This is a genomic window from Idiomarina sp. PL1-037, from assembly GCF_034422975.1.
In the GTDB taxonomy this organism is placed as follows: Bacteria; Pseudomonadota; Gammaproteobacteria; order Enterobacterales; family Alteromonadaceae; genus Idiomarina.
Map to the genome: position 1 here is coordinate 993,324 of NZ_CP139873.1, position 15,373 is coordinate 1,008,696.

Consider the following 15,373-nt stretch of genomic DNA (forward strand, 5'->3'; position numbering starts at 1 on the left):
AAACATTTCGATTATACTGTCATCAATATATCAATTTTTTTGATCTATCCTTAAGCCTGGTTAGTATAATCGTTCAATTACATAGATAAATATATCATCATCACTTTCTGGAGTACCACATGAGCATAGCAAATCGATTGTATGCGGGGTTTGCCTTTATTCTATTGTTACTTGTTATAACGACGATTGTCGGTACGTATCAGGTTAGCGAAATCGATAAAACACTCACAAGAGTGAATGAAGTAGGAAGTGAAAAACAACGCTTTGCTATTAATTATCGCGGTAGTGTACATGACCGGGCTATTGCTCTGCGCGATTTAGTACTTGTGGATGATGCTGCTGATCGCCCTCCGCTCCGCGAGTTAATTGATGATTTAAAGTCTAACTACAAAACAGCGGATAAGGGCATGAGCGCTATTTTTTCTGACAGCACTTTGGTTAGCAGCAAAGAACGTGAATTATTGGCAGCTATTGAAGACGTGCAAGTGCGAGGACTGGCCGCCGCCGAAGAAACTGAGCGTTTATTAAGCTCTGGTCAACGTCAACAAGCGCAGGAATACGTACTGAATGAATTGTCTCCGGTTTACGCTGAATGGCTGAATCGCATTAATACCTTCATTGAGTATCAGGAGCAGAACATAGCGACAGGTACCGAAGGTGTTATGGACCGCAGCGAAAACTTTGCCACTTTAATGTGGTGGGTGACGGCTTTCGCTATTATTACGGGTGGCATAGCTGCCTGGCGGATAGTGGCTAAGCTGACTCACACCATAGGCGGCGAGCCCGAAGAGGCGGCTGAAGTATTGCAGCGTATTGCTGATGGTGACTTAACGGTTTCAACCCGAACACGCTATGAAGATAGTATGATGGCGGACGTGAATCGCATGGTTCGTCAACTTAGAGAGATTCTGCAGGACGTTAATGATTCTGCAGATACGATTCTGAACTCATCGAACGAGTTGTCTGAAACAGCGAATGATAACCAGCAACTAGTGGTTCAGCAGCAAGAGCAGACCACTCAGGGGGCAACGGCAATTCATCAGATGGCACAGACGGTACGGGAAGTTGCTCAGCATACAGAGCAGGCGGCTCAGTTGGCGGACGACACTGATAAAGAGACTGTTGGTGGTAGCCGTGAAGTTGAAGCGACCATTCGCTCTATTGAAGAACTGGCAAACCAGGTTGAAGGTGCGTCAAAAGTTATTGGTCAGTTATCTGATAACACCGCAGAAATTCATAAAGTACTGGAAGTGATAGAAGGCATTGCTGACCAGACTAATTTACTGGCGTTGAATGCCGCAATTGAGGCTGCCCGTGCAGGCGAACATGGCCGCGGTTTCTCTGTGGTTGCCGATGAGGTGCGCGCGTTAGCGAACCGAACTCAGGATTCTACTCGTAATATTCAGAGCTTAATTGAAACCATGCGATTGAGCGCCAACGACGCAGTTACCGTTATGGAAAAAGGCAGAGAAAAGGCTGGAGAAAGTGTTGAACAGGCGCGTTCCGCGGGTGAGTCTTTGCATGCGGTGAATAGCTCGGTTGAAAAAATGAGCGATATGAACGCACAAATTGCGACTGCCGCGGAAGAGCAAACTGCCGTAGCGGAAGAAATAAACCAAAACTTCACGTCCATTACTCAGGCTGCTGAGCAAACAGCTGCTGGCTCAGAACAGATTAGTGAAGCCAGCCGTGAGCTGAACGAACTGGCAAAACGGTTAAATAATGGCATGAAACGCTTTAAAATTGTTTAAACCCCTTGATTAGAACGGCCAAACCCCCTACCATAGCGGCCGTTCTGGAGAGGTGGCCGAGTGGCTGAAGGCGCACGCCTGGAAAGTGTGTATACGGCAACGTATCGAGGGTTCGAATCCCTCTCTCTCCGCCAGATACAAAGAAACCGCCCTTGAGGCGGTTTTTTTGTGTCTGCAGAAAGTAGGGACTTGATGAGAAATGGATTACATCATGCTTTGTAAATAGAGCTTCTCGCCCAAGCGATCCATCAAGTTCAGCTGTATCTGTAGCCAGTACGCGTGGTCTTCTTCAGTATCTTTTAAAATACCGACCAGCATCTCACGGGTGACATAATCATCAACTTCTTCACAGTACTCAATGACTTCACGCAGTGTTTTTGCGTTGTTGTACTCAAGCTGCAAGTCGTTTTCCAGCATTTCCCGAACATCCGAACCTATGGTATGAGGTTCGCGATTACTCATGTTGGGTTTGCCTTCCAGGAATAGAATTCTGCGAATAAGCAAGTCCGCATGCCCGCGTTCGTCGTCAATTTCATGGTTAATGCGCTCATAAAGCTTCATTAAACCCATGTCTTCGTACTGACGAGAATGCGAGGTGTACTGGTCAATTGATGTCAGCTCAAAAGCCAGAAGACGGTTGAGCTGCTCAACTATATTGTTATCTCTGCGCATTATTCAGCTCCTTGAATTTTTGTTTGCAAATAGACCTCGTTACCCAGACGCGATATCAAATCAATTTGAGTTTCAAGCCAGTCGAGATGCTCTTCCTGCGAGTCGAGAATGTCGCGTAAAGCATTACGGCTGACATAGTCTTTGTGTATCTCACACTCTTTTATGGCTTCGCGTATTGCGCTGACATCATTGAACTGGACTTTGTGGTCCATTTCCAGCATTTCTCTTGGGTCTTCACCTACGTATAATTTACCGAGTTCTTGCAAGTTAGGAATGCCTTCCAGAAATAAAATACGTTCGATAAGAACATCGGCGTGCTTCATTTCGTTAATAGAGGCCTTATAGACAGGCTTGTTCAAACTTTCGAAGCCCCAGTTACGATACATGCGGGCATGAAGAAAGTACTGATTTATAGCGGTAAGTTTTAGTGTCAGTATTTTATTCAGTTGCTGGATGACTTTAGCATCACCTTTCATAGCCGTATTACTCCTTAATTCACTAGGTATGAATTAAGTGTAGCATACGGAAACCGGAAGTTGAGTCTCTTTACCTGCTTGATTAGAACGTTGTTCGAGGGCTTCGTGAAGAACATCTTTGGCGCAGTTTTTACAACACCCGCACTGTGAGGCTACACCGTATTGCTGGCGTAAGTCTCGCATTGAGTTCACTTCACCAGAAACTACGGCCTGATGAATGACTTTATCGTTAATACCTTTACAAAGACAAACATACATAGACTATCACCTCACTTGATAATGACAGTCTATGTTAAATACGAACGATTTGCAATATTGTTTTTATTGGGGGGCGATAAAGCCAGTTTTTAACAAGTACAAGGTATAGAGCAAGTACAGGCAGATAAAGACAAAACCGTGCACGCGGTTAATTCGCCCTTGCCGTGCCTTGCGAATACCAAAGACCATTAGCAGCAATGTCAATACGGCCATGGCAACCCAGTCGCGGCTTAACACCAAAGGTTCAAGCGAAACCGGTTCAATAGCACCCGCTATACCGACAACGGCTAAGGTGTTAAACATATTCGAGCCGATAACGTTACCCAGTGCCAGGTCGTGCTCATTCTTGCGGGTTGCCGCAATGGCTGAAGCCAGCTCTGGTAAGGAGGTACCAATGGCGACCACCGTCAAACCGATGACTAAATCGCTGACGCCAAGTGACACCGCTATGTTCACGGCACCCCAGACTAAAGCACGTGAACTGACAATGAGCAGTAGTAAGCCAACAATAAGCCACATAATGGCGGGTTTCATTGGCAGAGGGTTAGAGTCGAGTTCTTCGGTGAACTCTGCGGCTAAGCTGTCGTCGCTGCTTTTTGAACCTATCCATACAGACCAGCCCATGTAGCCAACAAAAACAACTAACAGAAAAATGGCTTCCAGCCGGGTGATTTGATAGTCAAGCAGAAATACAGCGCTTAACAGGGTTATGGCTATTAGAACTGGCATCTCGCGACGTATAACCACAGATTTAACCGCAATAGGGGCGAGCATAGCGGTAATACCTAAAACCAGTGCTATGTTGGTTATGTTCGAGCCATAAGCGTTACCCAGTGCCAACGCAGGGTTGCCCTGCATTGATGCCAGTGCCGATACAACCATTTCCGGCGCCGATGTACCAAAGCCAATAATGACCATACCGATAACTAATGGCGCCATGCCCAAATGTTTTGCTACTGCGGCTGCGCCTTCAACAAAGCGGTCAGCACTCCAGACCAAAACAGCTAAACCTATAATGACCGCAACAATCGATAACGTCATAACACCCTGATCCTGTCTAAAAGAAAGGGTGCTAGTTTAACGCATGGTTTTCTTAATAGCATCAATACTTGATGGATCATCAATGGTTGAGGGAACCGCGACATCGTCGCCTTGTAATACCTGCCGAATAAGCCGTCTCAGTATTTTTCCTGACCGTGTTTTAGGCAGCCGGGGCACAACGTGTAAGGTTTTCAGACAGGCAATAGCGCCAATCTCTGCACGTATTGACTGGATAAGTTCCTGTTGTAATTGCTCGTGATCAATAGTGGAAGCGTTTTTAAGAATAACAAAGCCAACCGGTAACTCACCTTTTAGTTCGTCGGGTTGTGCGACAACGGCGCATTCAGCAACGTCTTTATGGGCTGCGAGGATTTCTTCCATTTCTCCGGTGGACAAGCGATGACCTGCAACGTTTATTACATCGTCCGTGCGACCCATAATAAAAACATAGCCTTGTTCGTCGATGTAGCCGCCGTCGCCACTGCAGTAATAACCCGGAAAGGCGCTGAGATAACTGCTGTGCAGACGTTGTTCGTCGCCCCATACTGTGGTCAGACAGCCGGGAGGTAAAGGTAAGCGTACACAAATGGCACCTTCTTCTTTGCTGCGTAAACTTTTCCCCAATGGATCCAGGACATTGATTTCGTAGCCGGGAACCGGAAAGGCGGATGAACCGGGCTTTGCTTTTACCGCTCCAATACCGACAGGATTAGCGCACATTGGCCAGCCGCTTTCGGTCTGCCACCAGTGGTCGTAAACCGGCAAGTCGGTGAGCTCTGTTGCCCATTCATAAGTTGCCGGATCTAGACGCTCTCCGGCCATATAAATGCGTTTCAGAGAGCTTAAGTTATAGTGCTGCATAAATTCGCCTTCAGGATCTTCTTTTTTTATTGCCCGGAAAGCCGTTGGAGCAGAAAAGATGGCGCTGACCTTGTAGTCCTGAACGATACGCCAGAAAGCCCCTGCGTCAGGTGTATTCACCGGCTTACCTTCGTAAAGTACACTACTGCAGCCAAAAAGCAGTGGACCATAAACAATATAAGAATGGCCAACGACCCAGCCTACATCGGATGCCGTGAAGAAAATTTCCCCTGGCTTTAATCCGTAAACGTAATTCATAGAAAAATTCAGGGCAACGGCATAACCACCGTGGTCACGCACAACGCCTTTCGGTTTTCCTGTAGTGCCCGAGGTGTAAAGAATATAAAGAGGATGAGTTGCCGGTAGAGGAACTGCTTCTACAGGGCTTGCTGTCGTCAGTGCCCGCTCCCAGTCGGTGTCCTGACCTTCCTGCATTTCTGCCTGGCACTGCTCGCGCTGGTAGACAATGGTGCGTGGCTTATAGATTGCTTCCGCCAGAGCTTTATCCACAATAGGTTTGTAGGGCAGAACTTTTGTCCCTTCAATACCACAAGACGCGGTGATAATGAGTTTGGGAGCCGCGTCGTCTATGCGAACAGCCAGTTCGTGCGCTGCGAAACCACCAAAGACAACCGAGTGAATTGCCCCAATGCGGGCGCAGGCCAGCATTGCAATAGCAGCCTGCGGGATCATGGGCAGATAAATAATAACCCGGTCGCCTTTTTCTACGCCTTGTTGCTTCAGGACATGAGCAAAGCAGGCAACCTGTTCCCGCAACTGGTTAAAGGTGTAACTTGCTTTGCTTTGGGTGACCGGAGAGTCGTAATACAAAGCGACTTGCTCGCCGCGGCCTGCTTCTATTTGTGCATCGAGTGCTAAATAACTGATGTTAACTTCGCCATCCGGAAACCAGTCTGCCAGTCCATTTTTTTTGACCTGTGCAGCGACTTTCGGCGTTTTGAACCAATTTAAGCGACGGGCTTGCTCCAGCCAAAAACCTTCAGGATCTTGCTGAGCTTCGGAGTAAACGTTTTTATAGGCTTGCATATCACTACCTCAAATCCTTTTATGCAGAGCCTTTAAGCATATTCTGTTGGCTTAAATTTCCTATTCGACTTAGGTCTAAGCCGCTTTGATATAAGTCAGGTTTACCAGAATCTCAGACGTCGCAACAACAGGAATTCGACAATAGCGATAATTACCAGCGCACCACAGAAAACCATAAACGCACCTTCACTTTCTACTCCAGGCATGCCGCCAATGTTTATTCCAAAAACACCGGTTAAAAAGCTAAGAGGTAAAAACACGCCGGCAATAACCGAAAGCCAATAGGTGTTGCGGTTCATTTTCTCGGCAATGGCTTGCTGCAGTTGCTCGCGCTGCATCCAGACCTGTTCCAGCATCAGGTCAATTTGTTCGAACAAACGTTGAGTGGTATCGCGTTCGTTGATAAGCCATTGGTGCAACTCGGTGCTCATAACCTTTTCGGTTTCAGTGCTGAGCTTTTCTAAAGCGGCCAGCTGCGGGCGGATAAAGCGGTTAAGTCGTAACAGGCGCCGGTGTAAAGCCGTGAGTTTTACCTGAACCGATGCCGTATTATCAAAGCCTTCACCTTCAATGGCTTCCAGTTGCTGTTCTGCAGAGGAAACCACATCTTCAATTCGTAAGTTCAGCTGCTCAATTAGGGCAACGATAAAGTCGTGTAACGACTCCGGCCCCATTTGTTGGTCAAGTTGCTCACGCAATTTTGCTATGGATAAAAAAGGACGCTTACGAAAACTGTACAACGCGCCTTTATAATAGAGTAAGCGCAGGCTGAGCATGTCTTCGGGAGATTCGCCGGTGTTTAAATTAACGCCCCGTAGCAACAGCATGAAACCGTCGGGTAAACGCTGAAAACGAGGGCGGGTGTCTTCTTCCAGTACCGCATCAATCAGAGGCTCAGGTATACCGGCTTGAGTTAACCACTCGGTCAACCCATCGGCATCACGCTGAAAATGAAACCAGGTGTTTTCTGCGGCGCTCGATGGCGACTGAAGTTGTTTTGCGGGATGCTGACTGAAATCCCAGGCGTCAATTAAAAAGTCCATAGAATCCTCACATATGACAATTATTCAAAGTCTATAGTGAGGCATTCAACTTGTCATTTGTTTTACTCATCAATTAGTCTGGCAATTCGCACAAAGACGAGTCGAATACCACTAAGTGATCAAAGTCGATATCAATCCCGATTTGTTCGCCGGTTTTTAACGGTTGATGGGAAGGGCCTACAGCCAGCACGTGACTGGTATCGGCCAGCTCCAGAGTATAGAGATAATGAGAACCACGAAAACCGCAACCAACCACTATGGCCTGCATACTGCTGTCGTTATTAATTAATACGTCATCGGGGCGCACTAAAAAGTTGACACTCATGTCGGGTTTATCGTGCAACTGTGAGTGTTCTATGACTCCGAATGCGCAATGCAGTTGCTGTTCTCTTATTTCGCCATTGAGTAAAACGCCGCGGCCAATAAAGTCGGCGACCAGTTGATGAGTGGGCTGGTGATAAAGGGCATAAGGGGTTTCCCATTGTAGCAGCTGACCTGAATACATCACGCCCGATTTATCTGCCATGGCAAAGGCTTCCTGCTGATCATGAGTCACCAGTAAGGCGGTAATACCTTCTTCTTTTAGCAATCGTCTTACGTCGTGAGCAAGAACTTCGCGCAGTTCGGCATCAAGACTGGAGAAAGGTTCATCAAGCAGCATCAGTTTAGGTTTCGGAGCCAAAGCGCGGGCCAGAGCAACACGTTGTTGCTGCCCTCCGGATAGCTCGTGCGGGTAGCGATTTTGATAACCATTGAGGCCAATGCGGATCAGCAGCTCTTTAACTCGCTCTTCTTGCTGTTTTTTGGGTAATCGATTAATACCAAAACGGATATTGTCGGCCACAGTTAAGTGGGGGAATAATGAAAAGTCCTGAAACATCATACCCACTGCTCTTTGCTCGGTCGGTATTTGCACCTGGCTGGATGAGACCGTTTTTCCGTGCAGTTCGACTTTTCCGTTGGAAACCGGAATAAAGCCGGCAATAGCGCGCAACAGAGTGGTTTTCCCACAGCCACTGGGGCCGAGCAGACAGCCAATATCGCCCGGCTCTAAAGATAAATTCAGTCTGTCGACGATGAGGTCACCGGAGAGCTGGATGCTGACTGCGTCAATATTCAGTAATGTGCTCATTTACTCTCCTGCTTTCAGTGTTTTGTTGCGTAATGCCCGGGACAGCATAATAACCGGAATTAACCCGACTGCGACAATCATCAATGCAGGTGGCCCGGCATCGGCTAAGCGTTCATCAGATGCCATTTCAAATGCCCGCACCGCCAGGGTGTTAAAATCAAATGGGCGTAGCACCAGCGTGGCTGGTAGCTCTTTCATGACATCGACCAGTACTAAAATTAGCGCAGCCAATAACGGGCTGCGGAGCAACGGCAGGTGAACCCGCCATAAAATACGTTTACCACTGGCGCCCAGAGTTCGTGCGGTATCGTCCATTTGCGGTGTAATTTGTTCCAGCCCGGAGTTAACGGTTTGCAAGGACACTGATAAAAACCGAACGCTGTAGGCAAATAAAAGCGCGATAACGGTACCGGAAAATAATAACCCGGGATTAAAGTCAAACACCCATTCACTGATAGCGATAATGTGATTATCGAGCCAGGCTAAAGGTGACAACAACCCAACCGCTATAACAATGCCTGGAATAGCGTACCCCATGCCCGCCAGGCTGATAGCCGCGCGTAAAGGTCGGGTAGGGTGGCGACGGCGACCGTAAGCTAGCCATAAGGCCAGAGCAACAGTGATCAATGCCGCTAGTAAACCTAACCAGAGTGTGTTGAAGGTTAACATCCAGAATTCGGTTTGCTGCCATATTTCAGACTTCTGAACCGACCACCAGAGCAGTTGCGCAGCTGGTATTATAAAGCCAAGCACAACGGGGAGCCAGCAAATCAGAGAAGCCAGTGCTGCCCGCCAGCCCCTTAATGGTCGGCGCTGAGGAGGCTTGGTTGCAGAACGCTGCTGATAAAAACGAGCACGGCGCCTTGAGTAGCGCTCGACCATTATCAAAATAATGACAAATACCAGCAGTAAAGCCGATAACTGTAACGCTCCCTGCGCATCACCAATGCCATACCACGTTCGGAAGATACCCGTGGTAAATACTGTGACGCCGAAATATTCCATGGTGCCGTAATCGGCCAGAGTTTCCATTAATGCCAGCGTGACGCCGGTTGCTATAGCTGGCCGCGCCAGTGGCAGAGCAACTTTCCAGAAACTTCTTAATGAGCTGGCACCCAGGGTTTTCGCACTTTCAAACGCGGTTGTTGATTGCTGCATGAAAGCGGATCGGGTAATCAGGTAAACGTAGGGATAAAGAACAATACAAAGAACAAATATCGCACCGTTCAGACTGCGTATTTGTGGAAACCAGTATTCGCCTATATTAACAGAGAATATGTCCCGGATGAGGCCCTGAACCGGACCGGCATAATCGAGCAGGCTTGTATAGGTATAGGCCGTAATGTAGGCCGGCATTGCCAGTGGAAGTAATAACGCCCAGCTCAGCCAGCGCCAGCCGGGAAAGTCGTATTGACTGATACACCAGGCCGTACTGACCCCGAGCAAAGTGACACCGGCACCGACAGCGAATAATAAGATCACTGAATGACCGATGTATTCCGGTATCACGGTTTGCCAAAGATGTTGCAGAGTGTCCCATTGAGGGTTCAGTAACGACAAAGCTACCACAATGAGTGGTAGCCCTATCAAGACCGCGACGGCAAACAGCAACAGCGTGCCACGGTTCATTTACGCATCTCCTGGTAGCAAATTAACGCCAGCCGGCACGGTTCATTAAACGCACGGCGTCGCCGTTATTCTCGCCTAGAATATCCATTTCAATATCATCCTGCTTAAAGTCACCCCATTGCTGGAGTGTTTTACTCCACTCAACGCCTTCGCGAACTGGGTATTCATAGTTGGCCTGAGCATACCATTTTTGTGACTCTTTAGAGACCAGGAACTCGATTAGCTTTTGAGCTTCGTCAATGTTTTTCGCGTGTTTAGTAATACCTATGCCAGAAACGTTCACATGGGCACCATGTGTGTCCTGAGCTGGCCAGAATATCTTCACTTTTTCGGCCGCCGCACGCTCTTCGGCGTCATCAGAGTTCAGCATATGGCCAAAGTAATAGGTATTGGCAACTGCGATATCGCATACGCCAAAGGCAACGCCTTTAATTTGGTCACGGTCACCCCCAACCGGTTTACGGGCAAAGTTTGCGACAAAGTCTTCTGCCCATTCTTCTGTTTTCTCTGCACCGTGGTGTTCAATCAGCGCAGCAACTAAGGACTGGTTGTACAGATTATTAGAAGAGCGGATGCAGATACGGTCGTTCCACTTTTCATCAGCCAGGCTTAAATAAGAGTCCAGTTCGTCTTGGTTTACGCGCTCTGGTGAGTAAAAAATAGGGCGGGCGCGTAAACTTAACCCAAACCAAAGGTTGTCCGAAGAACGAAAATGCGACGGAACGGCAGAGTTAATCGCGCCAGAGTCCACTGCCTGGAATGCATCTGCTTCAACAGCGCGGTGCAAAGCTCCAGCATCAACGGTTAAGAATAAATCCGCCGGAGTGTTTTTGCCTTCGGAGTTAAGCCGGGCAAGTAGCGCGTCCGCTTTACCGGTTAATAAATTAACTTCGATGCCCGTTTCTTCGGTGAACTTTTCCAGAACGGGTTTGATCAGCGCTTCTTTTCGGGCTGAGTAAACATTAACTTCAGCAGCGGCGCTAGTGAAGGACACCAGTGTCGCAGAAGTCGCGGCAAGTATTGCCAGTATTGAATGAAACTTACGCATTTCAGATGACTCCTTAACGAACTATCTTGATAGAAACGTTATGATTATATCAAACAAAGCAAATAATGATAGCCATTCTCATTTAAAAAATAGTCATCTAAATTCGTTATTTGAGGGTAGTCAGAGTGTTAGCTTCTGCTATTCTAAAGCGACTTACTTTCAGCGGAGAAATTATGTCTGACTTATCGATGCTTGCCCTGATTGGCGTGTTGTCCATTAGTTGTCAGTGGTTGGCGTGGCGTATTAAGTTGCCGGCAATACTGCCGTTATTAATTTGTGGCTTACTGCTAGGGCCCACTCTGGGGTTACTTGAACCGGACTCGCTATTTGAAGACTTACTGTTTCCTTTTGTCTCATTAGCGGTTGCGGTTATTTTATTTGAAGGCAGCCTGACCCTGAAATTTGAAGAAATTCGAGGTCATGGTCGCATGGTAACCAACTTGGTTAGCATAGGCATGCTGGTCACTTTTGTGGTTATCGCCGTACTAACGCATTTTATTATGGGGTATGGCTGGGAAATTTCAGCCTTGTTCGGGGCGCTTGTTGTGGTCACAGGGCCGACTGTTATCCAGCCCATGATCCGTTCTATCCGGCCGATTAATAAGTTGGCGAATATTCTGCGCTGGGAAGGCATTATTATTGATCCGCTTGGAGCCTTGCTCGCGGTACTGGTATACGAATTTATTATTGCCAGCCAGGACGTTGCTTTCCTGCATGCGCTGCAGGCTTTTGCAACCACTATTGCTTTGGGTTTTGCTCTGGGTTGGGGCGCAGCACGCTTGCTTGGCCTGGCTTTGGGTCGAGGCTGGTTTCCGCATTATTTACAGAACGTTGCGACCTTAACCATAGTGCTGGGTGTTTTCGCGTTATCTAATGCGATTCAGCATGAATCTGGCTTATTGACCGTTACGGTCATGGGCATGGTTATGGCCAATACCCGTAACCTCAATATGGAAGAAATACTGGAGTTTAAAGAAACTCTCAGTGTGCTTCTTATCTCTGCGCTTTTCATTATTCTGGCCGCCCGATTGGATTTTTCCGAGTTTGATGCGTTGGGAATGCCTGCGGTTATTCTAATTGCCATTATTTTGTTTGCGGTGCGCCCCTTGGCCGTATGGTTGTCTGCGATAGGAACCGAGTTAAGATTTAAAGACAAGGTCTTATTATCCTGGATAGCGCCGCGCGGTATTGTTGCGGCGGCAGTCTCTGCACTGTTTGCGTTAAAAATGGAAGAGTCTGGCTGGACAGAAGCTGCAGCGGTTGTTCCGCTGGTTTTCTTAGTAATAATGACCACCGTTGTACTACAGAGTTTGACCGCGAAACCGCTGGCCAGAATGCTGGGACTGCTGGAGCCGCAAGCCAAAGGGTTCTTAATTTTTGGTGCTAACCAAATGGCGCGGGCGGTTGCAAAAAGCCTACAAGAAAGTGGCATTCCGGTTCGCCTGGCCGATACCAACTGGGAAAATATCAAGTTAGCGCGGATGGATAATTTACCGGTGTATTTTGGTAATCCGGCATCTGAGCACGCAGCTAACAACATTGATTTAACCGGTCTTGGTCAGTTGCTGGTTATGTCGCCTTACAAACAGTTGAATCCCTTAGTGTCGATGTACTATCAGGACTGGTTTGGTTCCAGAAAAGTGCATGGCCTGAACGGTGGGGAGCAGGACTACCGGGCCAGCCACCAGTTGACCGAAAATTACCGAAAGACACTAAACTTGTTTGGCGACAGCGTAACGTATTCAAAACTTGCCAGCCTGCATTTTAAAGGCGCTAAAATTAAGTCGACACCTATTACCGACAGTTTTAGTTTTGCAGACTACCAACAGAAATATGGAACTCGCGCCTTGCCCATGTTCGCATTGGATGATGCCGAAAAACTCCATATCTTTACAACTGAAAGGGAGTTGATACCGCAGCCGGGTTGGACGGTAATAGCTATGATTTCAGCGGAGCCTGAAGAAAATGACGTCGAATAGGCGGTTGAAGTGCCGGAGCTGGCGCGTTAAAAGCGCCATTCTCCACTCAATTGCACGCCTACTTCACCGTCGTAATTGCTGCCGTCAAGGTATTGCAAAGAGAGTTTAAGTAAACCGGAAAAAGCTGGTTCAGTACGCCGTAGTAAAGCTCGTGACAGGGTGTCATCGTCTTTTTCTTTACTATGACTGACCAGCGCCGTCCAGGCAGAGCCATCGGCTGAAAACTGGCGATAGCTGGCCGATACGGTCTGACTTTCACGGGGGAAAGGCGAACCGGGATTACGCTGGTGGTTCAGAAAGTATTGTTTTCGATTTTCGTCCAGTGAATAAAAGTCGTGCTTTTCTCCGCCATCTAACTGACTGTATTCAACCGTGAAGCTATGACGACGCTCTTTAGAGCCTGTCATCCATTGCGCGCCCAGGGTATATACTGGTTTGTCATCGGTTTCCAGTTTTCGGTCAATACCCAGCTCTGCGTAAGCTGAAAACTGATGAGCTCCCCAGTCGAAACCGCTTCTGGCATCAGCCGTTAACATCCGGTTGTCGGGTCGGTTGTCGCCACTCTGCTCTATAGCGCTTATACCAAACCATAAATGCTGAAATAACTGACTGGAAAAGCGGATGCCGCTAACCCGATAATGGTCGCTGTATCCATCGTCCTGATAGGCACTGAATAAACTGATTTTGAATGGGTTCATTCCGGCAGGCGGATAATCAGGAGCGTAATCGATTCGAATTTTAGGCATAGGACGAGCATTGTTAGAAAACAGCAAGCTGCTGTGCTCTGCCGGCCCCCAACGCAACGGCAGCGAATCCAGGCTGAAACTCCAGTCATTCAGGTTATAAGCTAAGTAAGTGCCGTCCAGGGTCTTTTTGTGGTCGCCTTCAAAAGGATCCTGACGATAATTTACCTGAACTCTGGCCGCCCAGTTAGTGCCGTGCATACTGCGGCTTAGGCTAATTTTACCTTCTTCATAGATGTCGTCGCCGTAATCCTGAACGACCTGCTCGCTATCTGTTACACCGATATACCAGCGTGTTTTAGGCCCGCTCTGAGCTTGTGATAATTGATGGCGCACATGGCGTAATGCTAATTGCTGGGTTGGGCTCAAACCTTTTAATTCAAGCGCGTCCAGCTCCGGCAATAAGCTTTTCCAGGTTACTGGAAATTGCTGGATGGGTGTTTTGATGAGACCTGATTCAGCTAAAACAATCAGACTGTTCCGCAATTCCGCGTCACTCGCTTCAATCCAAACGGAGCTAAGCGCAGAAGGGGTAATGATTAAGCTAAAACCACCAGCAATAAGGGTGTTACGGAAAAAAGAGATGGATGACATGAAACTGATTTGGATCCCTATGACAAATTACACTCTATACTGCCAGAAATTTTAACACTAAGACAACGGTTTATCTGTGCTTTTCAGTTATAATATGAAGCCCTGGAGGTTTCCTTATGACTTTTAAAAAATTTTTGGTGGCAGGGCTCTTCTTCGCAGTTCTTAGTGGCTGCGGTCAGGAAGACAAAATGAGTTTACAAAGTGCTGAAGTCAAAGCTCTGGACGAACAGTTACTGCCTAATGATAACTGGCAATTGAGCCGGGCAACGATTGAGATCAGCTTTTGTCGTAACCGCATTAATGAGGCTTTGCTGGCATCGGAGGCCGAGCTCAGAGGTTGGCGCTTATCGGGAGAAAGCACCGCGTTTCCCCCATACAGAAGTGAGGGCATAAATGCCTTGTCAAAGCTTTTTGATAAAACCGATGTGTTATTGTGGCAGGCAGAAGGGAATGTCAGCGCACAACGCTATCACGTGGTTAAACCGGCAACTGCCTCAAAAGGCGAAGTTGCGGATGCGGTCTTTCCTGCTGTCGTTAGCCTATCCTCAACTGAGGAAGTTTGTCATGCGGCAGTTGATGACTCCGAATATTGAAAAACTTTATTTGTCGAAAATTCGTAGAGTTAGCAGGTTTTTGTAAAAATTTTCTGCGGTTCAGTATAAGTAACCTAAACTGAAGACTAGAGGCGAACGCAGAGGAGAGCAGTTATGTCTATTGGGCTAAATATTGAAAATAAGTTGCGGGAAGCATTTACTCCCGTGCATTTGGAAGTAGCGGACGAAAGCCATATGCATTCAGGGGGCGCTAATGCTGAATCTCACTTTAAAGTGGTCTTAGTTACCCCTAAGTTCAGTGGCGAGAGACTTATTAACCGTCACCGTGCGGTTAATAAAATTTTAGCGGATGAACTAATGAATCATATCCACGCTTTGGCGCTACACACCTATACTCAAGGTGAGTGGGAGCAACTGGGAGAGTCAAGACGATCACCAAACTGTCTGGGTGGGTCGAAAATAGCGGCAAATTAAGAAAAATTCCGCATGTCTGATGTGTTCCTGCCGTTTGATTGGTTACAATAGCCGAAATAATGCGAACAACA

The 15,373-nt window shown here is 47.6% G+C and carries 14 protein-coding genes and 1 tRNA gene; 5 read left to right on the forward strand and 10 right to left on the reverse strand.

Annotation, left to right across the window (positions count from 1 at the left end; genetic code table 11):
* Positions 1-119: 119 nt before the first annotated feature.
* Both U0358_RS04540 and U0358_RS04545 read left to right on the forward strand, forming a co-directional pair.
* Positions 120-1,751, forward strand: coding sequence for a methyl-accepting chemotaxis protein (locus U0358_RS04540; protein WP_322407219.1), 1,632 nt, complete (start codon positions 120-122; stop codon positions 1,749-1,751).
* Positions 1,752-1,797: 46 nt separating this feature from the next.
* Positions 1,798-1,885: transfer RNA gene (locus U0358_RS04545), tRNA-Ser, on the forward strand.
* A gap of 70 nt (positions 1,886-1,955) precedes the next feature.
* Here U0358_RS04545 and bfr (U0358_RS04550) read toward each other — a convergent pair.
* From bfr (U0358_RS04550) to U0358_RS04590, 9 genes are all read right to left on the reverse strand, one after another.
* Complete coding sequence (bfr, locus tag U0358_RS04550) at positions 1,956-2,423, reverse strand: bacterioferritin (RefSeq protein WP_317496481.1); 468 nt, start codon at positions 2,421-2,423, stop codon at positions 1,956-1,958.
* Positions 2,423-2,899, reverse strand: a complete 477-nt coding sequence (gene bfr, locus U0358_RS04555) for a bacterioferritin (protein ID WP_317496482.1) — start codon at positions 2,897-2,899, stop codon at positions 2,423-2,425. Before bfr (U0358_RS04555) ends, bfr (U0358_RS04550) begins: the two co-directional genes overlap by 1 nt.
* 33 nt (positions 2,900-2,932) lie before the next feature.
* Positions 2,933-3,157, reverse strand: coding sequence for a (2Fe-2S)-binding protein (locus tag U0358_RS04560; protein WP_114981584.1), 225 nt, complete (start codon positions 3,155-3,157; stop codon positions 2,933-2,935).
* A 63-nt stretch (positions 3,158-3,220) separates the two neighbouring features.
* On the reverse strand, positions 3,221-4,198 hold the full coding sequence (locus tag U0358_RS04565) for a calcium/sodium antiporter (protein ID WP_317496483.1): 978 nt from the start codon (positions 4,196-4,198) through the stop codon (positions 3,221-3,223).
* Positions 4,199-4,234: 36 nt separating this feature from the next.
* Positions 4,235-6,106 carry an acetate--CoA ligase gene (locus tag U0358_RS04570; protein ID WP_322407221.1) on the reverse strand — a complete coding sequence of 624 codons (1,872 nt, stop codon included), beginning with the start codon at positions 6,104-6,106 and terminating at the stop codon, positions 4,235-4,237.
* A gap of 101 nt (positions 6,107-6,207) precedes the next feature.
* Entirely contained in the window at positions 6,208-7,149 is a 942-nt protein-coding gene (locus U0358_RS04575; RefSeq protein WP_317496485.1) for a CorA family divalent cation transporter, read from the reverse strand.
* Positions 7,150-7,222: 73 nt separating this feature from the next.
* Entirely contained in the window at positions 7,223-8,281 is a 1,059-nt protein-coding gene (locus U0358_RS04580; protein WP_322407222.1) for an ABC transporter ATP-binding protein, read from the reverse strand.
* Positions 8,282-9,910, reverse strand: coding sequence for an ABC transporter permease (locus tag U0358_RS04585; protein ID WP_322407223.1), 1,629 nt, complete (start codon positions 9,908-9,910; stop codon positions 8,282-8,284).
* Positions 9,911-9,932: 22 nt separating this feature from the next.
* Complete coding sequence (locus U0358_RS04590; protein WP_317496488.1) at positions 9,933-10,958, reverse strand: Fe(3+) ABC transporter substrate-binding protein; 1,026 nt, start codon at positions 10,956-10,958, stop codon at positions 9,933-9,935.
* 173 nt (positions 10,959-11,131) lie between these two features.
* Between U0358_RS04590 and U0358_RS04595 the strand changes: the two genes are divergently transcribed.
* On the forward strand, positions 11,132-12,937 hold the full coding sequence (locus U0358_RS04595) for a cation:proton antiporter (protein WP_322407224.1): 1,806 nt from the start codon (positions 11,132-11,134) through the stop codon (positions 12,935-12,937).
* A 26-nt stretch (positions 12,938-12,963) separates the two neighbouring features.
* On the opposite strand, the gene U0358_RS04600 is transcribed toward U0358_RS04595, so the two are convergent.
* Entirely contained in the window at positions 12,964-14,274 is a 1,311-nt protein-coding gene (locus U0358_RS04600; protein WP_322407225.1) for a capsule assembly Wzi family protein, read from the reverse strand.
* A gap of 116 nt (positions 14,275-14,390) precedes the next feature.
* Between U0358_RS04600 and U0358_RS04605 the strand changes: the two genes are divergently transcribed.
* Entirely contained in the window at positions 14,391-14,867 is a 477-nt protein-coding gene (locus U0358_RS04605; RefSeq protein WP_317496491.1) for a hypothetical protein, read from the forward strand.
* A 114-nt stretch (positions 14,868-14,981) separates the two neighbouring features.
* The gene (locus U0358_RS04610) at positions 14,982-15,302 is read left to right on the forward strand and encodes a BolA family protein (protein ID WP_034819916.1); all 321 of its coding nucleotides are present in this window, start codon (positions 14,982-14,984) and stop codon (positions 15,300-15,302) included.
* Positions 15,303-15,373 lie beyond the last annotated feature (71 nt).